The sequence below is a fragment of the Bacillus cereus group sp. MYBK108-1 genome, assembly GCF_051917185.1.
Classification (GTDB): domain Bacteria; phylum Bacillota; class Bacilli; order Bacillales; family Bacillaceae_G; genus Bacillus_A; species Bacillus_A cereus.
Window position 1 is genome coordinate 21,269 of sequence record NZ_JBQAHZ010000014.1, and the last position, 22,952, is coordinate 44,220.

Below are 22,952 nucleotides of genomic sequence, written 5' to 3' on the forward strand. Positions count from 1 at the left end.
GTACTTCGTTTTCTATTCTATCATTGCACACAGTACTCCATGATGGTACAACCATCATGGAGTATCAATTTTCAAACACCCTATTATTTTTTCTATCCACTTCACATAAACTTTATTTTTTTAATCATGTAATTTATTTAAAAAATCAGTAAATGCATCTGCAATGTAAAATACATTCTCTCTTGCACGTTCTTCCACTTGTTCTTCTGTTAATCCTTCTTCTCGCAGCAACATTTCTTTTTCACCAGCATTTTCATGTTCCCAAAATACCACAACAGGGTTATTTTTGTCATTTTTATAGTCAAAACATATTAAATTTCCCGCTGGGTCAAAAGCAAAAGGAACTAATTCTGCTGGTAGTGTATCCTTGTAATCATCAAATACTTCCATAATATTTTCATCATCTTCCATATCGTAACTTAATAACGTTCCAAAAACCTTTCTTTTCCCTTCAATTTCAAACACCTCTGGACTAACATGCGCTCCATTATTATTCATCACACATTCTATATAATCTAAAGGAAAATTAATGTTCAATTCCTGTTCAACATTCTTTACATCTTCTCGTATAATAGGTTCATCTGGTGATCTCCATTGTACCTTACTCATCTGATTCCATCCCCCCCATAATGCATTTCCACCTAAATGGTTAACTTTATGCGTTTTAGACACTACTAACTGCATTTTACCAGGTACTTGATAATCCATGTCTATCTAATAAAAAAGCACTCGTTGCCTTTAGTCGGCAATCAAGCACTCTAAATTCAAATAATATTTTCTAAGAGTTTAATTTATTGATTATATAAGACACACACGGAACCAATAGCAATTTTTCAACAATATTATTTTGAATTAATAATTGTATTAAACGGTTCTTAATTCAAATACCCTCTATTTTAAGCCCTAAAATCAGTTAATCAGTACTAGATATTTTCAATATATCCCCTAATTCGCCTAACAGTTCTATGTTTTTTAAAGCCAACTCAACAGGTATGTCTTTCATTAACACAAATGGTAATTGTTTTGATCCTTTTAATAAGTCAAACAATCCCTTTTTGATGATAAATACCTCTTGTATTTTCTTTAAATCCATAGCCCCTCCTACTGGTGGACTTACCAATATAAGATTACACAGTTTTTCCTTAAACACTTCCTGTTCTTCGTCCACACAGTCAATATCTATCGCTCCGTCATTTATCCACTGTATTAAATTCTCACTTACTGTGGTTGCATAATTCGGATCCATAATCCCCGAATCAACTTGTACTAACTCTGTTGCGTTTTCATTTGCAGTCATTAACAGTATTTTGCCTCCACCATTACTTCCTACAGCAACATAACCCTTTGCATATTCATGGACTTCATATGTTTTATTCATTTCATCTATTATATCCACTCCAAATATAACGACTCCATTATCGGACACAAAACCATTTGTATGCTTTAGTAATTGTTTATAAGCATTAGGGAGTATTAATCCCATTTCCTCTTCAATTTTTTTAATTTCATTTTCATCAACTGGAGAATATAATTCATAAGTCGACAATTTTTGAACATTTATCATTTAAATCCTCCTAATCCATCAAAATATCTATATGCTTCTCGCATTACTTTTTTTGCTACTTTTAAATCTACACCCGCTTCAATCATTTCTTTATAGCTAATATTAAATTCGTATATTATATCCGTACTAAAACCTTCATTCCTTCTTCTAGCTCTTTGAAGAGCGGATATTATAGTATGTGGTTCACCAGAGGTAGATTTGAGTAATATTGATAGTGCTTGTCGACTGCTATAATTATTACCGCTTGTTTTAGCCCATATCTTAGCCCATTCATCTTGTATTGCATGATGCGCTTGTACCAATCCATCATTTTTGGTATTCCGAAAACCTAGAGCACGATTCTTATTTGGACTCATTTTTTTATACAAGTCAACATCTTCAACAATATAACCTCCATTTTTAAGTTGACTCCTAGTGGACCTTTGCGGAAATGCAATACCAGCCCTTTCATTAATTAGCATGGAGCTGTTCAGAAGTTAATTCGCCATATTTCCCTCTTAAATATTCTAATCTGGATTCTCCCGTACCCTTAACCCCACCACTCTCCAAATTCGAGATCCTACTCTGAATACTCGCCTTTGAGGCATCATGGGCTTCTTGGAATTTCCCGCTATAGTTCGTTCCAGTTCTAACGACACTTCCATCTGGCAGTATTTCTACACCTTTAAAGAATGGGGATACGGAGTCCGCACCTTTTGCTAATGTATTTTCAATTATATAATACTAGTAATTTGTGTTAGCTTTAATTTATAGCATGCCTACCTATTAAAAAAGCACTTGTTGCCTGTAATTGACAATCAAGTACTTTAAGTTAATATATTTTTAAGTATCGCTAATTTTGTAAGTTTTGTAGTACAGTTTGACACCTTTTATATATCGTGGCAACTACTACGTTAAAACTTACGAGTTTGTACGAGTTCGTTAGTTTTATGTCCATCTCATGTTTTTATATTCACCACCATGTAAAATGTCATATCGCCTAAGCTCGTACTTCGTTTTCTATTCTATCATTGCACACAATACTCCATGATGGTACAACCATCATGAAGTATTTACTTTTTAACAGCTTATTCTTTTTCTTTTTCTTTCCACTTCAAAAATAAATTCTTTTTCGTTTACTTGTCTTATGTGAATTCTTTAATTTCTAACCCTAATTGTCTATACCTTTCAATACTAATTAACCCTCAAATTATAGATTTCCTGCTAACATTAAAAGGATCTACGTTATTTTCCTCTAACAAATCTTCAAATTTTTCTGTTCCGCATTTTACAAAACATTCATATTCCGACTGGGAAATAAAGAATGCTAACAAAATTTTACCATCTTGATCTTCACTTCCAGTACGTACATCACCATATTCTTCTGGAAAAGCGAATGGTTCAGTAAAGTAAACTGCACTTTTATTATATTTTTGAACAAATGATTTATCAATACTTTCAATACCACTAATTGCTGTTCCTCGTCCTATTTCTATTCCATTACCTATACAATAAAATAAAGCACTTGCAAGGATATACCCTGTACTATTAAATGCCCCATCAACTACCATTGAAATTTCAACATTATCCCCTACTATTTCTTCATATTTACTGAGTCCAAGTGTATTAAAAACTAAACATTCTTCAAATACATTTTCATATTTTAAAATTTGCATACTCGGAAGCTCTTCATTATTTTTAAAAACCTCTCGGTCTATTGGATCACCTAAATATTTACTATAATGGTCATAATAAAGCTCTCCGTAATTTATCATTCTTTTATCTCCCCTTTATATGTTCCTTCTATTCCTTCAAATTTATGACTTATATTACATTCATGACATTGAACCCTTATTCGAGCATTATATTCATCCAATACTTCTTTTCGTGTTGATTTTACTTCACCTGTTTTCATACTTGCAACTCTTTCTGCCCAAGTATCTGGATAATGATCTAAGTCATATCCAATTCTTTTTACTGGTCCATTTTTAGTATTAATGGTAATACTACCTGGAATGTCTTTTCCGCACGTAGGACAAATCATTTTTCCTGATGCATTTTTTGGTGCTTCACTTTCTGCTTTAACACGAGTACCTTTTCTAAAACTACTTCTCTTATACAAACTATCAGTTTTTTTTACTTTTGTACTACCTTTACCCGTACCCTTAACCTCACCACTCTCCAAATTCGAGATCCTACTCTGAATACTCGCCTTTGAGGCATCATGGGCTTCTTGGAATTTCCCGCTATAGTTCGTTCCAAATCTAGCGACACTTCCATCTGGCAGTATTTCTACACCTTTAAAGATTGGGGATACGGAGTCCACACCTTTTGCTAATGTATTTTCAATTATATAATAATAGTAATTTTCATTAGCCTGAATTCATAAAAAATAATTTCTAAAAATTTATAGCATGTCTATCTATTAAAAAAGCACTTGTTGCCTTTCGTAGACAATCAAGTGCTTTAAATTCATCTGTTTTTAAGCAGCATAAATTTGTAAGTTTTGTAGTAACAGTATGACACCTTTTATATGGTAACAAGTAATACATTAATACTTACGAGGTCATTATTATTATGTCCTTTCCATGTCTTTTCAATAAAATATCATCTCACCTAATTCTCACGCTTTTCTTTCTAATACAGTTGTAAAAATAAAAAATTCAATAGCCACTACGTTCTCCTAACGTTGCCATTGAATTCCTTTACTAAGCATGTACCTTTGTCAACGTGCAAGTAACCAACAAAATAGGCACATTTCTCAATTTATTTTCTATCTCTATTATCACCCCTCCCAAATCCAAAACATTTTTATTATTTCGAATTCAGGAGGTGAAAAGTTTAAATGCATTTGTAGTAACACATGGTGTTATTAAAATTGCACGTGGCCAAAAATAGCACATTCTAGGTGGTTATGCAATCTTGATATTAACTTATAAAAAAATCTTGATCGGATTCAAGGGTGAAGGCATACAACCTTAGGCCTATCTATAATATTTGATACACCTTTCTTGAAAAGGAATTCTATCATCAAGCAACACCTCTTCTTGCAGGATTTTTGTTATATTCTCTATTTTCCCAATGAATAATGCATAAAAGTCGCCCGAATTTGGATATAAAAACAGACCAAATCCCTTTGGTGACAGTATTTTGTTGGCCATCTTGATCTTATCGGGTAAAAATTCATAATTAAATGCTTCTAATCTCTCAAGTTCTTCTTGTGTTGCTAATTCAATTTGGTGGGCAAATTCGTAATCAAGAATAAAATTGACAATTTCTTGGTATTGCTCACCTTTATAGTCAACGTATAAAAACTGTTTCGTTGTCAATCCATATTTTAATAGGTCTTCATGTAAGTCATAACTTCCTTGTTCCTTCAAAAATGTTTCCAAATCCTTGCTATCAGGAAATATAATCTGCGCTATCCCTTGATCAGGCATCTTAGCTTCCTCCCTTTTATTGAAATAATTCTCCATGCTTGTTAGGAATATATTCCGGATAGTTTTCACGATAAAATTGATCAATCATCTGAAGTACGGGATCCCATTCAGGATATGACTCATGTTCCCCAAATACCATTCTAGCTTCTGAAGTATTCATCAGAAAATTATCGATTTGAGTAGGTACTGGCAACCCTAGTTGTTTCCTTACATGGATTAAAAATAATATTTCAAAAGGATAAAATCCGTATCTGAAATCACCAAATTCACCTAGCTGTCCGATTTCAGAAGCTAACGCAGAATGATACTGAGACATTATCGAAATTAGATATTCTATTTCTTCTAAGTCACGAGTCGACCAACGTCCTAACACTTCATCATATATATTTAGGTCTTCAGGGATTAAATCGCATCGCAGTTCAGCTTCTTTAAACTTATTTTTCACGACTAGATGCAATTTTTCATTTGTCCCCATGATGGTTTTATTTCTATACTGCGAGTATAGCTCTAGCAAAAACCAAATATGTCTATTCTCTTCATTAGCATCTATTAAATGTCCACCGAAGTGATGAACCATAAAATCATATAATATATTTTCTTCTTTCTCCCATCCATACATTGCAAAATGAACTAATGTGAGGACGACTTCTCTAAACGTATACCCCAAAATCATCTTTGGATATCTGATTTTATAAAGATCTTGTCCCATGCACTGGTAAAATAAGACTTTCTGCATGTTCTTTAATCCTTCTACATTGTTTCCACCGCTTATCAATACATCGTTTTTCCATAGTGACAAGTGATATGAGAAAATTTTGCTTAAATTTATTAGTAGGATGTGATCTTTCTCTGTTTCATTTTGCTCAACGATTTTCTCAATCTTTCTTCTACTGACATTATATTTATCTTTCACATCTTCAAATTTGATTCCATCCACAAAATTTTTGCTATATTTTTTAAAAGCCATTTCTAACTTTTTTTGGTTTATCATTGTATCCTCCCTATGAATTAATCTATTTTCTTATTCCAGTCCTTTACCTTTAACTCATCAACACCGAATCCAGTATCAGTATTCTTTATATCTGTTTCAACTCTAATAAAATCGAATTGTAGATCCGGACTCTCCAAATTCGAGATCCTATTCTGAATACTCGCCTTTGAGGCATCATGGGCTTCTTGGAATTTCCCGCTATAGTTCGTTCCAGTTCTAACGACACTTCCATCTGGCAGTATTTCTACACCTTTAAAGATTGGGGATATGGAGTCCGCACCTTTTGCTAATGTATTTCCAATTATATAATACCAGTAATTTGGGTTAGCCTTAATTCACAAAAATAATTTTTAAAATTTTATAGCATGCTTATCTATTAAAAAAGCACTTGTTGCCTTTCGTAGACAATCAAGTGCTTTAAATTTATATATTTTTAAGTAGTATTAAATTTGAAAGTTTTTTAGTAACAGTTCGATAGCCTTACATGTTGTGACAAATACTAGGTAAAACTTACAAGTTTATATAAATGCATTCTACTTGTAGTTATTGCTTAATAAATATAGAATACATTGTTTTATTCTCCTATTAACTTCTTCCTCATTTTATGTGTTTCTAAATCTGCTAATCTAACAGGAATAGGTAAACGACTTTCATTATTAATACAGTTCATAACAATTTCAGTACTTGTATCTAAATCAATCCAGTTCCCACAAGAAACAAAAATAGGTTTAACATTTTTGGTCGTTCTTAAAGTTCGACCATAGACTTCATTATTTATTACAATATCAGTGTAAGATCCTTTTAGATTCTCTGGCATAATAAAATCTACATCTCGAATTTTAAGATAACTTTTTGCTACACCAATGGTTGGTTTATTTAGCAGAAAGGAAGCATGAGTAGCAATACCCATGTGACGATAATGTAAATATCCATTACCATCAAAAATATATATATCTGGTTGCTTTGTTAGCTTTTTAACTGCCTCTATTATTAAAGGTAACTCTCTAAATGCAAGGAAACCTGGAATATACGGGATTGGTATTTCTCCATAACTGTATACTTTTTCGACAACTTCCTTTGTACCATAATCAATGATTACAATACAACATGTACCATACTTAGTTTTATTCACATTCCAATAAGCCAAATCTACCCCTGCGATAAATTGTATCTCTTCTATTTGAAAATTATTTTCTAATTTAATTCTAGGTGATAATTCACTTTGGATTTTTGAAAACTCTTGTATTAATTTCTTTTCATCAAAATTATTCATTATCATCACAATCAGCTAATCGGGTAATTAGTCTTAATTCCTCTTTTGTTGGAGCAACTTTTTGCCTAATTATATTCCCTTGTTTATCCCATTCAGTATATTTTAAACAAACGCCAAACTTAAACGTTCCTTCATATTTGAGTTCTTCGCTTTCATACCAAATTTTTCTTATACCTCTTGTTTGTCCTTTTATCATGTAATCTATAGATTTAACTTTCCCATTATGGTGAAATTTAACATAATTACCTTCTTTAAAACCATTCTTATAATAACAGTAATACGCTAGATTCCCATTTTCATATAACTCATAAGCTAATCCAGTAAAAGGTTTTCCACCTTCATCTTCTGGGTTATCCAGCACTTCATCGCTGTAAGAGGTAAACCATAGTTCCTCATCAAAATCTATACCCTGTTCTAATACATATTCTTTACTTAATACATCCATCTTATTTTCCAATTTTTCTCACCTCTGAACTAAATTCAAATCCTTCAGTAATAAAATTACAATGTGGATAGGTTGGCATCATCATACCAGCCGGTTTCAATTTCTTACCAGATCTTACGACGTGGGTAATAAAATCTGTTGGCTGTGCGTTGGGATTCGCAAGTAATGCCTGATTCAAGGAGTATACCTCTGCGTGGGAACCTGCTCCATACGTAAATTTATAACCATCTCTAACGCTACTAGGCATGTTCTCTATCCGATCCCTAATAATTGTGTGCAATGTAACTGGAATATCACCGTCAGTATTGTTAATTCCAAAATAATATTTTCCAGTATTTTTATCAAATGTTCCTGCAACCGCTGGACCCATTTCGTTTTTGGTTAGCCCTAATGTATTTAATCTTTCAACCTCTTTTTCTACAGCACCACGCAAATTAATTCTATGATTTAATTTGCGTGGAGTAAATCGACCATATTTATTACGCAAGTATTCTATTCTACTTAATTTTTCACTACTATTAGAAACTTCACCCGTACCCTTATTTAAAACCAAAAGCGATAATTGGGTTACCAATTATCGCTTACTAAGTCAAACCATTTGATGTACTATAAAGTAACAATTATTTTATTATCTATGATAGTTCTAAAATTGGTGTAATTTCTCATCATATTATTACCATATGCACTAACTGCTTTATTACCACACACCATACTTTCATAGTTATCTTTAAATTCTTTTTTTATTGACTCTTCCAAACTGGAATAGTATCTTTTGATAGCTTCCTCTGCCAATTCACGCGACCCGTGCGTTAATATAAAATTAATATCTACCATATAACCCTTTTGAGGATAAAAACCCCTTTCAACAACCTCTTTTACAAAGTTGTTCAAATCATTCGTACACCTTTCTACAATTGGCATAAATACACTATTTAACCAATTAGTGAATTCGTTAACTGTCCGCTCCCACTCTTCCTCATTTGCTATGTTCCAATATAACTGACCGCTTGGTACATTGCACTGACGTGTATTAATATGAAATATTTTATCTTTAGATTTTAAAGGAAGAATTGCGCATTCACCATAAAATACTACATTTTTATCAGATATATTATTCCAACTTGTATAAAAGAGTACCTTATAAATGAAATTTTTATCTTTTTTACTCATCCAATGACCAGACTTAGAATATTTCCAGCCATTATCTAAATACTTTTCAGATATTAGATTACATACGCGCTCAAATGCTTTATTTGCTTTCATATTACATCTCCAATTCAAACTACCTAAGATTCATATATTTTAAACTCAATCCTCAAATCTTGAGTATTCTTCCTAAAAACCTCCAATAATTTATTACAATTTTCAGTTGGTTTATATTTAAATCTTAAATCGAATATAAAGCCATCTACTAACTTAGCATCCGGATAAACACTATAGATTTGCCCACTTTCAATAAAAGATACATAGGCATTAATTTTATCTTGTAACAATGTTAAGTGCTGAAGTTCATTTTCCCAATCTAAATGATCTGCAATCATTAATGCTAACTTATTTTCACCCATACTCTTGCCAATTCCATCTATTTTATTTTTGTCTAATATTGACACTTATCTCTCACCTCATTTATTCATCAAAATAAGTTGTCCCTTCAGGACGAACAATTTGTGGTCTTGTTCCACTAGGCACTTCGTATCCCCCTGAAAAATCTCCCTTTCCTTCACCTACGACCTTTCCACCAGAATTCTTCAATTCAGGGAATCCCTTTTCTTGATTAGTAGTATAGGGAGCAGTAGCGGAACTTTTATATTCTTGTATAATAACATTCCCATATTCATCAGATGCAATTGCGTCAACTCTTACCTTAGTCCCTTCATGTGTAACAATGGTTATTTCTCGTTCAGCGTTTTCATACTGTTGTGAAAATAGATTAAAACTTTCATCAGAAAATTCTTGCCCCTGCTCTTTAAGTGATGCCCATTTTTCACTTGCTTCTTTCCACTCCAGTGGCTCTTTAGGCGCTTCACTATTCTTATATTTCCTTTCACAATATACATCATACTTAGATTGCAACTCAGCATCTTTAAATCTACCAGTATTATCAAGTAAATCAGAATTCCTTTTCCAACTTCACCCGTACCCTCAGTAGGTACTGAAACACAAATTTAAAAAATCCACAGTATAAAAGTTTATCACTGTGGATTCTAACATTTATTTTTCTTGGCAATGCACCATATCATAAGGGTAATATGAACTATCTTTCAAGGTTGAGTCATCTAATTTTAAAATTTTAGCGATTGCTCCACTTTCAAAACTCCAGTAACCACTATAAATGTCATGTTTATTTTCATGTGCATCGTACCATGCTTCTTCTGAATGTCCCTTATACCAATATTCCTTTATATATTCCACTAAATTTTTTATAGAATTCTCTTGTGAAATTTTATTACTCTCAATTACTTCTTTTAATTTTACATATGGATATTTTACATAAAACTCTCTCTGCTCATAAAAATCTGATGGCTCACTATTTCTAAAAGCAATAAAATAATTAATTAAATAATCATTTAATCCTTCTTTCCTTACCATTGCTATTAGTCTATTAAATTCTTTATCTTCAACATTTAGCATTACTGCTATAGATATCATCCATAACATACGTATATATCCACTTTCTTTATTCCACACTTTTTCCATTATATTTATTACTTCAGGTAAAAAATCACGAATAGTTTGAATAGAACAACCTGCCGAGTACATTGCCCTTAATTTATTAAAATGATACCCTTGTAATGCTATATATCCATTCTTTACACCTTTATCATCTTTGCCTCTTTCCTCAATAACCTTTTCAACCAATATTAAAAACTTTTCTATTCTCTTTTCCTCATAATCGATAAATTCGTTAAAATATATATCATTTTTGATTTTATCCCTTAGCATAATTTCTCTTCCACCTTTTATATGTGGTAACAACTACTACGTTAAAACTTACGAGTTTGTACGAGTTCGTTAGTTTTATATCCATTCCATGTGTTTATATTCGTGAACCAGTAAAGTGTCATCTCGCCTATTTATCATACTTTTCTCACAAAACCTGTATTAGAACAATATGTCTTGATGGTACAACCATCATGAGTTTTGAATTTCAAGTAAGCATTTTTAATCGTTCAGACATAAATACTTTATAAGAAAACAAAAGCACTTGTTACCTAAAAGGAAATCAAGTGCTTTTTCTATGCATAATAGGAATTCTTGCAACTCTAAACTGCAAACATCCTTTTCTAATTTGATAACTCTAATCAAAAAAAATTCATAAAATAATAGAGTAATAGTTAATTTTGTATTTGTAATTCCCTTAAAACTTCTGTCCGCAAATCACTCGCAATATTCCCATTCTTATAATCATCCAATAAAAAATTTATTCTCTGAATATAACTATCTGAATTCTCTATACATTTCGCGAAACAATCCATAAAATGGTCTACTAATGTATCATCAACTAAAGCAATTGGTTCTGGATAATATTTGACACCTTCTCTTTCAAATGCTTTTCTACTAGTATAAGCAACTGCATCAATAACACAGTTCCAAGCTATGACATCTGTTTCATTATCTGACATCTCTTGAATTATTGTTATACCATTTTCCTCATTATCTAATAATTCATAAAGAATATCCCCTATATTTTCTTTACCTTTTAGCCATTCCCAACATTTAAATATAACTTCCTGGGCTAAAATTTGATCTTCCTTTTGAGAAAATACCGACAAAACTTTTTCTGAAAGTCCAAGAAAAAATATTACTTTACCATCTTCTGTTAAACTACTAAAGTTAGTATTAGCCATAATTAACCTCCAACTAATCAATATACTTTCCATTTTTAATCATTAGATTAAGCCTACCAGTTACTTTAATGCTTTCATCGGTTTCCGATGTTACTTCGATTTTTAGATTAGGATATTTTAAACTTAATTGCTTTAACACACCAGGCGGAACTTTATCGTTCGCTAATCCTTGATAACACTTTCTACATACACCTGAAGGATTCGATTGATGAAGTTTTAATATTCCTGTTACATCTTCTGGTTTTATACCTGCCTTTATTACTGCTGAATCAAATTCATTCAGAACCCCTTCCTCTGCATGCCTAGTGAACAATGGGTTAGTCCCTGGGGCTTTAATATTCCTGTCAGGCATTACTTCATCTAAATCAGGTAATCCAGCTTCTTTTCGTACTTTCGGCGATCCTCCTTCAAAATTCAAATCTTCTAATCCTTTTACATCAGTTTTTCCAACTGCCACTGTTTCAGTTTCTGGAACATTCCATTTTTTCCTTAGTGCATCTATATCAGTTTTACCAATATCAATCTTACTTTCTTTACCCGTCCCCTTAGCCACACTACCTTCCTTACTAACTCCTGAACCTCCACTACCCTTAGCAAGTTGATAAGCGTCATCCTTAGCTGCCGTACTTGCCTTTGAAAACTTTCCAGCTACTTCTCCAACAGTTGAAGATTCTATATAAGGAAGCTTCATTCCTATTCCAGTATCCACCGTCCTAACTGCTACTGGAATAGGAGTATTTTTCATAGCATCTAGTGCATTTTTTAAAGTCTTATTTTCCTTAAGCGATTGTACCACATTTTTACCCAAATTTGGATTAAAACCAGGCATTCCTTCTTTGAATTTTAATAATTTGGCTAAATCAGCTAATTCACTCGTGCCTTTGAATGCTTTTACTCCTTTTCCTACTGCTCCAACAACTGGGATTGCATCTAATCCGCCAAAAATGATGTTTCCTACCCGCTCTTCTTGGCTCAATTTCCGGTGTGTTCCCCAGTCTTCTCCGTCGATACCGCTTTTTATTTGTACAGCGCCGTATACTACTGCGGCAGCGGCCCCGAGTGGTGGACAAAGGATTGTTGTGATGATGATTCCTACGCCTATTCCTATATCTCGCACCATTTCTAGTTTTTTCTGTTCATCTTCTATTGATTTGTATTCAAATCCTCGTGTGGATGGGACTACTTTCTTGTATTCTTCATAATTTAATTTTGCATCTGGATTTTGTTTTTTTAGTTCTTTGTATTCTGCCCTAAGTACGTTATCAAATGCAGGAGAATCTCTAAAAATATCTTCTACTGTTATTTTATCTTTCTTCTTCTGTATTGTTTGTGGTACACTTCCGTAGCCTGCATGCGCACCTGGTAATACTGTCGTTGTTGTAGAGCCAATTCGGTTATTTGTTTCAAAACTGAGAATAGATGTATCTCTCATTTTTTGAGCGAATTTATCCATTTCTACTAAAAAAGGTTTATCTATATGTTCAGACACCAATCGCCCTGCTTCTCCGCAATATTTTTGTAATGTCGTATAACTATCAAGTAATTCCCCGATTTTTTGCGATTGATCTTTAGGATTAAAATGTATACTACCATCCGAGTCTAAATCTCGTATTCTTCCATCAATTCTTTTTAATGATTCATTTGCTTCCCGTAATTTCATGAGTGCATCTTTTGTAATTCGATTCATACCATCCCCCATGTTTTGCCATGGTTCAGGTCTATATTTCACATCCATCTCGTTTTCATCCCCCCAGCCGTATGGTGATTTCTACAACTTACTTAATATTTCACGTAATTGTTCGTCCTTTTCAAGCATTTCTACACATACATTCCCTACAACTGTCGCTGACCTAGAATAGTGTTCAGCCAATTCTAGTGTTTTGTGTAATATATCAGGATATTTTTCAATTACTCTCATCGCTTCACCTTTTTGATAAAAATCACAGCTTAATAAACTCTCAATATTCGTTCCAATGACGTCTACATGGATTTTATATATATTTTCTAACTTCATTACTATATCTAGTAGTTCTTGAAAATTAACTAATACTTCTTCTCCACCACCAGAACCACTATCTCCCATTGATACTTGCATTATTGAATACCTCCTAACGAGAATTGTCTCGGGTCAATTAACTTTTTATATGGCATTTTTAACACGTCATACAATTTCTTATTAACCGCATAGAGGCTCACCCAGTCATATCGATTACGATCTACATCTATTTGAACGAAATCTTCTCCTTCAGTGAAATATAAGAAACATTCCCATTTTCCTCCTCTATTACTTCGAGGCCTCGTATACGTTTCTATCGCTATAACGTTTTTATTTGATAAATCTTTTTCCTCAAATGTTTGTTGTTCTTCTTCTGTCATTCTCTTTGAGAAAAATGTATCTTCTATTTCCCTCGGTTCTCTCAATAAGAAAGGGATGCGTGTTAATAAGGAAAAATATACGTCTGGCTTTGGTATGTAGTCGATCTCGTATTTTTTATTTGGTTCTATTTCCGTTAATACAGCCACTCGGTCTTTATCCTCTTTCAAAAAGCCAATTAATACATTATTCATTCTCGTGTATTCATGACAACTTTCATATTCCTTTAATAGTTCAATTATTTGAAAAGCTGCAGGGGTAATTCCATTTTCACTTGTAAGTAGGCCTTTTTCTTTTAAACTCGTAGTTGCTTTCGTGACACATTCTGCATCAAGTAAAATAATTGCGTCACGGTTTGGCAATCCAAATATATCGGTAACCCCAGCTGCACCTGCGAGAACATATAATTCAGCAGGTGCAAAACTCATTTCTTTCCCCATTCTTTTATCCCTCGTTTCTCCATCACAGTTGTTTTATCGCCCTTACTTCCGATTTATCTCCGTACGTTTGAATGCTTTTATCTAACTCTTTCAAAGCTTTCGTATGTCCTTCAAATGCCTCTACCATTTCTGAATTATATTGAATGATCAAATCAAGATAACTTAAAAATGCATCTCTCGTTTTTCCATTCCATTTCGCACCTGTGACATATGCTTTTAAGTCTTTCGCTTGGTTTAAAGAATCCTTCATACCATTTTCAATGTTTTGTGCGTAAGAAATGGCACTTGCAGTGTTACTTCCTATAATTTCAACCTCTTTACCACTCATGTTAGTTCCCCCACATTCTTTGTATGCTTAATGGATAAGTTTTTCAAATTCCTTTTTCTTTTCTTCAAAAGCCTTGGTCGCTGCAGCGTATGCTGACGCTTTCTCCGATTCTGCTTTCGCTTTATATTCCAAATACTTTGCATAAGCTGTACTTTTTGCAGATCCAATATCGCTTAATGCACTTTTAAAATAGGATAATACTGTATTTAAGTCTTCATCCTTTTCATGACGTTTTTGTTCAAATTCAACTGCCGGAATTTTATTAGCTTCTAAGCCATTACTTTTACTCTCATAATCTCTCTTCGCTGATTCAGCCTCTTGAATGAATTGCTTTAACTCTCTTTCTTTATCTTTTAAATAATCATGTAAATCATCATACCGATCTCGTTTCCTCGCACTTTCTGTAAAACCAGACGCATTTAAAAAAGCATTGTACAATTCATCTAACATCTTTCTCCCCCTTTAGCACAATAACTATGTAGTTAAATCCGTATATTTAAACATGAATATTCATTACATTAAGAATTAACAAATAATTATTTTTACATATTGCTATTTTATCAAAGGGATTTTAACATTTCCATATTTTATGAATGGCTTTCGCATTTTTCTTCAATAAAGTGAAACTTTAATCAATATGACTATGTATTTATTATTACCTTTTATCCAATTCATTCGTATTAAATCCTTGCTTGAGAGTAAGACCAGTTCTTTCTTATTTCATCAACAACTATTTCTGGATAATCCCAATGAAGCGTACGAGTAGGCTCCCGGACTCGTTTTACTATTCCTTGGGCTGTTTTGTTTTTATATTCATTCCAATATTTTGGCTCAGTCGCGCTTAAAAGAACAATAGAAAAAGGATCTGATATGAATATCAGATCCTTAACTTTAATTTCTTAATACATACATCTTTTTACACGATAACTGGTTCATACGTGCTCAAATTATCATACTCAGTTTTTACAATACTAGGCGGAAGGTTAACACATCCTCAGATTCACCTTTTCCTGTAGCAGTGCATAATGTTTAATAAAATTAAAGCATATTTTTACTTACCAGACTTAATTTTTTCGTTATATTCTTCTAAAGTTAACCCTTTTTCTTTTAGATAAACAGCAACTTCTTTTCCTACATAACGATAGTGCCATGGCTCATACTTAATGCCAGTAATATTCTCTTTATCTTTTGGATAGCGGAGAGTAAACCCATATTCTGCAGCATTCTTATCTAACCATTTGAATGCATCGGTAGTTTCAAATTTTGCATTTAAATCTTCTACAGTATTTTGCCATTCAACTGAAATAATGTCTAACGCTAATCCAGTATGATGTTCACTTGCACCAGGATACTGAAGATATTCCAATGCCTTAGCACTAGCCTCTTTATCCGACAAGCCTTGAGATTTATAGCTTTTAACTGAAGCATCATAATACGTTTGTTGTAATTTTATAGCTCGATAACCTGATCTTAAATAAAGATTGATTCCCTCTTTTTTTGCAGCTGCTACCATATCCTGATAGGAAGTTGCAATTCTACTATCTATTTTCATATTTGGCTTCGCATTTTGGGTGATACTTGTTAATTCAATTCCTAGTTCCTTTGATAACATATGCTCTCTATTTACAAGGATAATTCTCCAATCATTAACATCAGAGATAGGTAAAACATCTTTTTTCTTCGCATGTATTTCATTTTTATTTTTATCGTTATTATTAGTAGTTTCCTGAGATGTTTGCTTTCCACTACAAGCAGCCAGACTCCATCCCATTGCCAATACCAATGCTAAAATTATAAATTTTTTAATTGTATCTCATTCCCTTTTTGTTTATTAGTCTTTATACCAATTTCCCAACACGTCTCTAGGAATCTCCTTGAAATCCTTCAAAGAAACGGGGCCGACAAACTTTTTAATTCCATGTTTTTTAGAATTTTCATCCGAATAATCTTTTAAGAATTGAATTTTAAATTGTTTCTTACCATCAGCATAGTCGGTTACTGTCGGTACGATTGCCGCTTGTCGTATACCAAAAGTTTTATCTTCATACTTAACAAATTGTACATAAGATAATCCTCCAACCAATGTTTCTAGTTTTTCTTGCGCAGAAATAAGATTTCCAAGAGAATAATAGATTAGCGTTTCATGTCCATCTTTATTTTGTTTCCACTCAATTGGTTGAATTACATGTGGATGATTTCCAATTACTACATCTACACCTAAATCTGTTAAATATTGAGCAACTTCTTTTTGTTGCTTTGAAGGTGTTGAGGTATATTCTACTCCCCAATGCACCATAACAATCACCATATCAGAGCTACTCTTCGCCTTTTCCACATCATTTTGTATCGCTTTTTTATCAATTAAATTTAAAGCCCAAGACTTATCAGCTGGAATTTTAATTCCATTCGTACCATATGTATAATTGAGTAACGCAAAACGAATACCATTTTTTGTAATCGTTTTTATTTCATTACGCTCGTTTTGACTCTCATTAATACCTACCGGGATAACATCCAGATATTTCTTCCAGTATTCTCTTGTATTCGCAACACCTTTAATACCCATATCCATAGCGTGATTTGTCGCTTGCGTCACTATATTGAATCCAGTGTCCACTAAAGATTGGCCTACTTCTTCAGGTGTATTGAAAGTCGGATATCCTTGTACTTTTAAATTATTTCCGGCAATCGGAGTCTCCTGGTTCACGATAGCAAGATCACTTGATTTAACAGCTTTTTTGATATTTTCATAAATATAATTATAATCATATGAACCGTCTTTTTGTTTGCCATCTTTAATTACTGCGTCATGATATAAATTATCACCCGTTGCTATTAAATTCACAACCGATTGTACTTTTTTATCTTCCGTAAAATTAGGAGACTGTTGGATAGGACTTTTATCTACCCAATTTGGTGCTTTTAATGATGTATCTATATTGGATTCAGCCGGTGGTAATGAAGCTTTAGATGTCTTAACATCAGTATTACCACAAGCGGTTAAAAGCACTAAAAAAATAAGACATACTAAAAAAAACTTTTTACTTCTCTGTAAAGTATCTAACATGTGATCCTCTTTTCTGTTTTATTCCTTATAACTAGTTCTAACAAATCATTCTTTACAACAACGTATTTTGGTTTTACCCTTAATTATGGAAGGACACTCTGTTACACCTGCTTCGGAATATACTAATAATTATTTTCCGCTTTCTAGCAATCTATCGATTCCATCAGAAGTGATAGATTACTAGAAAAAGATGATCCATCAGGATGTCGACTAGTTTGATATACCTGTTCCAATTGCAGTAACTCGTTTAATATTTAAACAAGATAGGAGAATCGTTCATATAGCCTCTTCTCTCGCTTTATGTTTAAGGTGCCTCCCAAAAAAGGGATCGTTGCTGTACCCCTTTACATAGTGCGAAATTTTTGCAACTAATTTCTTTCATTCAAGCGACAAACATTATACCGATAACAATAAGTAAGACCCAAGAACTTATTTTACCAATATACGAAAAAAGTAGCAATCTTTTGCCCCATATAAAGAAGCCAATTAGAAGAAATGAACGAGAGATTCATTCTATTCAATTCCTTCATTGATTAATAAAAAAACAAGCCACCCAACTATTGGATGGCTCTATACTATAAAGAGAATTTGTTATTGGATTACTTCAATTTCCCTTCAAAAACAATCTTCCTACCGCACGGCTCAACTACTGTTTTGCCGTCTTTCTTTACTTCATGAAAGATTGGCTCTTCCATACGACGAGACGGAGCGTAGCCTTCTTGTTCCATACGTGCTAAGCAGTCTGTAATTGTTTCATTTTCAAGTACTTCAAATTTCTTTTTATTAGGTTGTTTTGTCATGCCCTAACCTACTTTCTATTTTTCTTGATGCGAATTGATTTTTCATGTAGACCATATATAACATTGCGAGAATTCCCATTATAATCATAACCGCAATAAAAAAGCTTGTATACTGTATTTTTTCTATAAATACGCCGCCTAATACAGGTCCCATAATACTTCCTAAACTAAAAGCGATTCCGGATAATATATTACCTGCTGGTAGTAAGTGTCTCGGTAATAAATCAGTCATAAATCCAAGCCCTAAAGAGAAGCACGATCCAATAACCATACCCGCTAAAAGCATGCAGGCAAAGACGATCCAGTAATATTGATCAAATACGGCGGCAAGTAGAAAAATGCCCGTACTTATGCTAAACGTCCACGTTAAAATACGGTCCCTTCCGTATTTATCACTCAATATACCGAGCGGAATTTGTGTAATAATACCCCCAACTGCAAATGCTGGTAATAAGAAGGATACATCTGAAACAGACCACCCTTTACGAAGTGCGTATACTGGTAAGTTACTGTTTAGCATTGCTTCAAGTACGCCATATGCAAGTGGACCCAGCAGTGCAATCCATCCTAATCCAACAACTTGTTTATAACGAGAAAATGATGATTCACTCTTCACTTCTCTTTCATCTTGCGCTGGGAATGCATTTTTTGTTGGAAGTAGTAAAAGCCAACCTATTAGACAAAGTATAGTAGATATAATAAATGGTGTTGCAAGACCGTACTGCACAGTGCTTGCTAAATACGGACCAACGGCAAAACCAATTCCGAAGAATACACCGTATATCGATACTTGTCTCCCTATTTTACTTGGGTCTGATGTTGTCGTGATCCATGTTTGTGTTCCGACATGAAGCATATGATCTCCAACTCCAACTAGAAATCTAAGGATAAACCATACCCAAAATGAAAATGTTTGTGTAAAAAAGAATAATGAAATAATAACGAGAAACCCACCTATAACAATAATCGGCTTCATTCCAAACCTTTGCATCGGTTTTTCAAGAAACGGCGAAATAACTAATATCCCAATGTACAATGCCGTCGCATGAATACCATTAATACTTGAACTAACCCCTTCTTGTTCAAAAATCATTGCAATGGCCGGTAAGAGCATTCCTTGTGACAAACCCGAGATTGCTACAATCCCAACCATAATCCAAAAAGTAAAACGCATTGACATCCTCTGTCCCTCTCCTTCTCATGCTTCCACTTTTCATTATAAACTGTTTCTTCAAATGCGTGTACGAATATTCGCAATAAAAAACAAGCTAAAAGAATGAACCTTTTAGCTTGTTATCTTATCCTTCCCAAACTTGCGCTTTCACATTGTAATGAAAGTGTTTAAAATATGGATTTTCATAAAATGAAGGTCCATATAAGTAATGTTGCATATGAGCTGTTAGTGGCTGCTGCATTTGTAAAGGAACTACAGCTGGTGAAACTTGCATATACATCGGATCTATCATTATTTTTGTATAGATATGATGATTATATGGCGAATAAGCGATTAAGGATGGTTTATGCATTGATAATCTCCCCTTATACATACAAATGTTATAGTATATGCAACACTTCTCATTTCGGGGATTATTTCTGTTCTAACCAATCCTCTACATGTTTTATAAATACATCTAAACAATCAATAAACGGCGAGTGTCCGCAATCTTCTAATACCTTCAACTCTGCATTTGGCAAATGTTTCGCTAATTCCTCACCGACTACTTGCGGTACGACATAATCTCTATCACCTTGTATGACGAGTGTTGGCTCTTTAATACGATGAATTTGTTTACTTCCCTCTACAACCCCATTATGTTCATCTGAAATATTAAATGTAATGAGCGCATAATTCACATCTACGAAATTACGTTGCGTTAACATATCATCTAAATACTTTTCATAACGATCCGGTTCAGGTTGATTATGTGTATATATTAATAGATTCCATACTGTACGGTAATATAGTTTGTTCATATTTTTTATCGCATCTAATACTGGAGCGATTTGTACTGGATCTTGCGCAATTTCTTCTTTCGTCTTTACTAAACTTGATACAATCGGCTGCCCATTCGTATCTTTTTTAAAGATTGGGTATCCTTTCATTCCTACTGATTCTACTAAAATTAACTTTTCTACAAAAGTTGGGTGATTCGCTGTAAATTGCATCGCAACGCCACCACCCATTGACCAGCCCATTAATGAAAATTTCTCTAGCTTTAACTCGTCAATAAATAATTTTACATCGTCTGCAAAGTCTTGTAATGAATCTATCGACTGATTATACGTTGATTGTCCAAACCCTCTTAAATCAAGAGCGTAAATATGGTATTGATCTTGCAACTTTTCAATAACTAAATCCCAATGTTGTGACGATGTCATGTTCCCGTGAATGAGTACAAGAATATCTGTATTTCGCCTTCCAACTTCCTGATATGCAATCGTTTCTCCGTTCGATAGTGAAACAAACTCCATTGTTGCAGGCTTAATCATCACAAGTTCCCCCATTCTATTTAATAGAAAGAAAATTCTTTACTTAATTAAAGAATAGCACGTAGAATATACGTTCGCAACATAAAACCTATAAGAATTTTTTACATAAATCAACATGTCTATTACTAGACAATTATTATAAAAAAGTATATAGTTAGCTAGGTAACTAATTTGAAAGGATCAAAATACATGGACGAAAAACAACATTTTTTTCACATCGTCAGCCAGACTTCTCGGAAGTTTACGAAGAAATTTAATGAACGTGTATCTCCAACAGGGTTATTTAGTGCGCAATGGGCTGTTATTTTCCGCATTAATCAAACTGGTTCTTGTACGCAAACAGAATTATGCCAGTATTTAAATGTTGAATCACCAACGATGACTCGTACGTTAACACGTATGGAAACGATGGGATGGATTATTCGTACAGAAGGTAAAGATCGCCGCGAGAAGCTCATTTCTTTATCCGAAACAGCGATAAAGATGATTCCAGTATGGCAAGAAGAAGTTGATACTTTCGAAGAAAAAACGCTAGAAGGTATTAACGAAGATGATTTACATCAAGCATTTCAAGTGTTACAACAAATTATTAAAAATTTAGATTAAATTGGAGGGATGACGATGCAAAGTGAGAAACTTTGGACGAAGGATTTCCTCGGAACTTGTTTTAGTAGTCTATTTCTCTTCTTAACATTTTACATGCTTATGACTACTCTGCCTGTCTATGTCATAGACGGCCTAAAAGGAAAACCTGAGGAAATTGGTTTAGTTGCAACTGTGTTTCTTATTTCTTCTGTTTTATGTAGACCATTCACAGGAAAATGGCTCGATGATTTAGGAAGAAAGAAAATATTATTTATTTCACTTTCATTATTTTTAGCCGCTACTGTTATGTATTTCGGTGCGCAAAGTTTATTCTTATTACTTGCCCTTCGCTTCTTGCACGGTATTGGGTTCGGGATGGCAACGACAGCTACTGGTACGATTGTAACTGATGTTGCGCCAGCTCATCGACGAGGCGAAGCGCTTGCATATTTCGGCGTATTTATGAGTCTGCCGATGGTAATTGGTCCTTTTTTAGGTTTAACAATTATTTCTCATTTTTCGTTTACTGTATTATTTATCGTTTGTTCCGTATTTTCATTACTTGCATTTTTATTAGGACTACTTGTAGATATTCCGCACGAAGCACCTGTTAGCAAACAAAAACGTGAAAAAATGAAATGGAAAGACTTAATCGAACCATCTTCTATTCCGATTGCACTTACAGGATTTGTTTTAGCCTTTTCTTATAGTGGTATTTTATCCTTTATTCCTATTTATGCGAAAGAACTCGGTTTAAGTGAAATTGCAAGTTACTTCTTTATTTTATACGCACTTGTTGTTGTCATTTCTCGTCCATTTACAGGAAAGATTTTTGATCGCTTCGGTGAAAATGTACTCGTTTACCCTGCTATCATTATTTTCACAATCGGAATGTTCATATTAAGCCAAGCACAAACTTCATTTTGGTTCCTTGGCGCAGGTATGCTAATCGGTTTAGGTTACGGAACATTAATTCCGAGTTTCCAAACGATTGCGATTTCTGCCGCTCCAAACCATAGACGTGGTTCTGCGACAGCTACGTATTTCTCATTCTTTGATAGTGGTATTGGTTTTGGTTCTTTCATTTTAGGTATTGTCGCAGCGAAATCCAGTTATCATAATATGTATTTTATCGCAGCTATTATCGTTGCGTTCACTTTACTTTTATATTATGGATTACACGGACGAAAACAAAAATTCAAGAAACAACCTACAGACGGAAAAATTTCCGCTTAGCGTTAATAAGGAAAGTAAACTTCCCCGTTTACTTTCCTTATTTTGTATTTCTTTCAAGACGAGCGTATACTTATAGTAGAAATAAAAAGGAG

General features: G+C 33.5%; 27 protein-coding genes and 2 pseudogenes. 2 read left to right on the forward strand and 27 right to left on the reverse strand.

Annotated elements, in window-relative coordinates; translation table 11 throughout:
- Positions 1 to 120: 120 nt before the first annotated feature.
- The 27 genes and pseudogenes from ACTFSL_RS18715 to phaZ form a co-directional block, all read right to left on the reverse strand.
- Positions 121 to 609 (reverse strand): SMI1/KNR4 family protein, encoded by a 489-nt coding sequence (locus tag ACTFSL_RS18715; RefSeq protein ID WP_440042195.1) that lies wholly within the window; start codon positions 607 to 609, stop codon positions 121 to 123.
- Positions 610 to 913: 304 nt separating this feature from the next.
- Positions 914 to 1,564: an SMI1/KNR4 family protein gene (locus tag ACTFSL_RS18720; RefSeq protein ID WP_000611386.1), complete on the reverse strand. Its 651-nt coding sequence runs from the start codon at positions 1,562 to 1,564 to the stop codon at positions 914 to 916.
- A pseudogene (locus ACTFSL_RS18725) lies at positions 1,561 to 2,281 on the reverse strand (hypothetical protein). The gene ACTFSL_RS18720 and the pseudogene ACTFSL_RS18725 overlap by 4 nt, the downstream one beginning before the upstream one ends.
- A gap of 467 nt (positions 2,282 to 2,748) precedes the next feature.
- Complete coding sequence (locus ACTFSL_RS18730; protein ID WP_440042197.1) at positions 2,749 to 3,318, reverse strand: suppressor of fused domain protein; 570 nt, start codon at positions 3,316 to 3,318, stop codon at positions 2,749 to 2,751.
- Positions 3,315 to 3,869 carry a GH-E family nuclease gene (locus ACTFSL_RS18735; protein WP_440042198.1) on the reverse strand — a complete coding sequence of 185 codons (555 nt, stop codon included), beginning with the start codon at positions 3,867 to 3,869 and terminating at the stop codon, positions 3,315 to 3,317. The genes ACTFSL_RS18730 and ACTFSL_RS18735 overlap by 4 nt, the downstream gene beginning before the upstream one ends.
- A gap of 658 nt (positions 3,870 to 4,527) precedes the next feature.
- Positions 4,528 to 4,983, reverse strand: coding sequence for a hypothetical protein (locus ACTFSL_RS18740; protein ID WP_001113308.1), 456 nt, complete (start codon positions 4,981 to 4,983; stop codon positions 4,528 to 4,530).
- A gap of 16 nt (positions 4,984 to 4,999) precedes the next feature.
- Positions 5,000 to 5,974, reverse strand: a complete 975-nt coding sequence (locus ACTFSL_RS18745) for a hypothetical protein (protein WP_000609922.1) — start codon at positions 5,972 to 5,974, stop codon at positions 5,000 to 5,002.
- Positions 5,975 to 6,102: 128 nt separating this feature from the next.
- Positions 6,103 to 6,309: pseudogene (locus tag ACTFSL_RS18750) on the reverse strand (hypothetical protein); the annotation flags it as partial.
- 239 nt (positions 6,310 to 6,548) lie between these two features.
- Positions 6,549 to 7,247 (reverse strand): endonuclease V, encoded by a 699-nt coding sequence (locus ACTFSL_RS18755; RefSeq protein ID WP_400154444.1) that lies wholly within the window; start codon positions 7,245 to 7,247, stop codon positions 6,549 to 6,551.
- Positions 7,240 to 7,692 (reverse strand): toxin-antitoxin system YwqK family antitoxin, encoded by a 453-nt coding sequence (locus tag ACTFSL_RS18760; protein ID WP_050595094.1) that lies wholly within the window; start codon positions 7,690 to 7,692, stop codon positions 7,240 to 7,242. The genes ACTFSL_RS18755 and ACTFSL_RS18760 overlap by 8 nt, the downstream gene beginning before the upstream one ends.
- 1 nt (position 7,693) lies before the next feature.
- Complete coding sequence (locus ACTFSL_RS18765) at positions 7,694 to 8,179, reverse strand: YwqJ-related putative deaminase (RefSeq protein ID WP_025708740.1); 486 nt, start codon at positions 8,177 to 8,179, stop codon at positions 7,694 to 7,696.
- 119 nt (positions 8,180 to 8,298) lie between these two features.
- Positions 8,299 to 8,955 (reverse strand): hypothetical protein, encoded by a 657-nt coding sequence (locus ACTFSL_RS18770; RefSeq protein WP_326038433.1) that lies wholly within the window; start codon positions 8,953 to 8,955, stop codon positions 8,299 to 8,301.
- A gap of 23 nt (positions 8,956 to 8,978) precedes the next feature.
- A complete protein-coding gene (locus tag ACTFSL_RS18775) occupies positions 8,979 to 9,302 on the reverse strand; it encodes a DUF6572 domain-containing protein (protein ID WP_000025256.1) in 324 nt (107 codons plus the stop codon).
- Positions 9,303 to 9,318: 16 nt separating this feature from the next.
- The gene (locus ACTFSL_RS18780; RefSeq protein ID WP_033659867.1) at positions 9,319 to 9,765 is read right to left on the reverse strand and encodes a hypothetical protein; all 447 of its coding nucleotides are present in this window, start codon (positions 9,763 to 9,765) and stop codon (positions 9,319 to 9,321) included.
- Positions 9,766 to 9,903: 138 nt separating this feature from the next.
- Positions 9,904 to 10,635 (reverse strand): PoNe immunity protein domain-containing protein, encoded by a 732-nt coding sequence (locus ACTFSL_RS18785; protein ID WP_400154443.1) that lies wholly within the window; start codon positions 10,633 to 10,635, stop codon positions 9,904 to 9,906.
- Between the two features lie 392 nt (positions 10,636 to 11,027).
- Entirely contained in the window at positions 11,028 to 11,540 is a 513-nt protein-coding gene (locus ACTFSL_RS18790; RefSeq protein WP_078384807.1) for an Imm6 family immunity protein, read from the reverse strand.
- A 13-nt stretch (positions 11,541 to 11,553) separates the two neighbouring features.
- Complete coding sequence (locus ACTFSL_RS18795; protein WP_431819151.1) at positions 11,554 to 13,275, reverse strand: hypothetical protein; 1,722 nt, start codon at positions 13,273 to 13,275, stop codon at positions 11,554 to 11,556.
- A 33-nt stretch (positions 13,276 to 13,308) separates the two neighbouring features.
- Positions 13,309 to 13,635: a hypothetical protein gene (locus ACTFSL_RS18800; protein ID WP_001198201.1), complete on the reverse strand. Its 327-nt coding sequence runs from the start codon at positions 13,633 to 13,635 to the stop codon at positions 13,309 to 13,311.
- On the reverse strand, positions 13,635 to 14,354 hold the full coding sequence (locus tag ACTFSL_RS18805) for a DUF5081 family protein (RefSeq protein WP_000514125.1): 720 nt from the start codon (positions 14,352 to 14,354) through the stop codon (positions 13,635 to 13,637). The genes ACTFSL_RS18800 and ACTFSL_RS18805 overlap by 1 nt, the downstream gene beginning before the upstream one ends.
- 22 nt (positions 14,355 to 14,376) lie before the next feature.
- Complete coding sequence (locus tag ACTFSL_RS18810; protein ID WP_000014535.1) at positions 14,377 to 14,682, reverse strand: WXG100 family type VII secretion target; 306 nt, start codon at positions 14,680 to 14,682, stop codon at positions 14,377 to 14,379.
- A gap of 27 nt (positions 14,683 to 14,709) precedes the next feature.
- On the reverse strand, positions 14,710 to 15,132 hold the full coding sequence (locus ACTFSL_RS18815) for a hypothetical protein (protein ID WP_061457482.1): 423 nt from the start codon (positions 15,130 to 15,132) through the stop codon (positions 14,710 to 14,712).
- A 601-nt stretch (positions 15,133 to 15,733) separates the two neighbouring features.
- Complete coding sequence (locus ACTFSL_RS18820) at positions 15,734 to 16,465, reverse strand: M15 family metallopeptidase (protein WP_000241995.1); 732 nt, start codon at positions 16,463 to 16,465, stop codon at positions 15,734 to 15,736.
- A gap of 48 nt (positions 16,466 to 16,513) precedes the next feature.
- Positions 16,514 to 17,749 (reverse strand): CapA family protein, encoded by a 1,236-nt coding sequence (locus tag ACTFSL_RS18825; RefSeq protein WP_400154768.1) that lies wholly within the window; start codon positions 17,747 to 17,749, stop codon positions 16,514 to 16,516.
- A gap of 599 nt (positions 17,750 to 18,348) precedes the next feature.
- Positions 18,349 to 18,549, reverse strand: coding sequence for an NETI motif-containing protein (locus tag ACTFSL_RS18830; protein WP_000166303.1), 201 nt, complete (start codon positions 18,547 to 18,549; stop codon positions 18,349 to 18,351).
- Complete coding sequence (locus ACTFSL_RS18835; RefSeq protein WP_000062798.1) at positions 18,533 to 19,729, reverse strand: MFS transporter; 1,197 nt, start codon at positions 19,727 to 19,729, stop codon at positions 18,533 to 18,535. The genes ACTFSL_RS18830 and ACTFSL_RS18835 overlap by 17 nt, the downstream gene beginning before the upstream one ends.
- A 118-nt stretch (positions 19,730 to 19,847) precedes the next feature.
- Positions 19,848 to 20,075: a hypothetical protein gene (locus ACTFSL_RS18840; RefSeq protein ID WP_000549500.1), complete on the reverse strand. Its 228-nt coding sequence runs from the start codon at positions 20,073 to 20,075 to the stop codon at positions 19,848 to 19,850.
- Positions 20,076 to 20,136: 61 nt separating this feature from the next.
- Positions 20,137 to 21,039, reverse strand: a complete 903-nt coding sequence (gene phaZ / locus ACTFSL_RS18845; protein WP_400154767.1) for an intracellular short-chain-length polyhydroxyalkanoate depolymerase — start codon at positions 21,037 to 21,039, stop codon at positions 20,137 to 20,139.
- A 189-nt stretch (positions 21,040 to 21,228) separates the two neighbouring features.
- Between phaZ and ACTFSL_RS18850 the strand changes: the two genes are divergently transcribed.
- Positions 21,229 to 21,645, forward strand: coding sequence for a MarR family winged helix-turn-helix transcriptional regulator (locus ACTFSL_RS18850; protein ID WP_000343680.1), 417 nt, complete (start codon positions 21,229 to 21,231; stop codon positions 21,643 to 21,645).
- 15 nt (positions 21,646 to 21,660) lie between these two features.
- Positions 21,661 to 22,860 carry an MFS transporter gene (locus ACTFSL_RS18855; protein ID WP_001190318.1) on the forward strand — a complete coding sequence of 400 codons (1,200 nt, stop codon included), beginning with the start codon at positions 21,661 to 21,663 and terminating at the stop codon, positions 22,858 to 22,860.
- Positions 22,861 to 22,952: the final 92 nt, after the last annotated feature.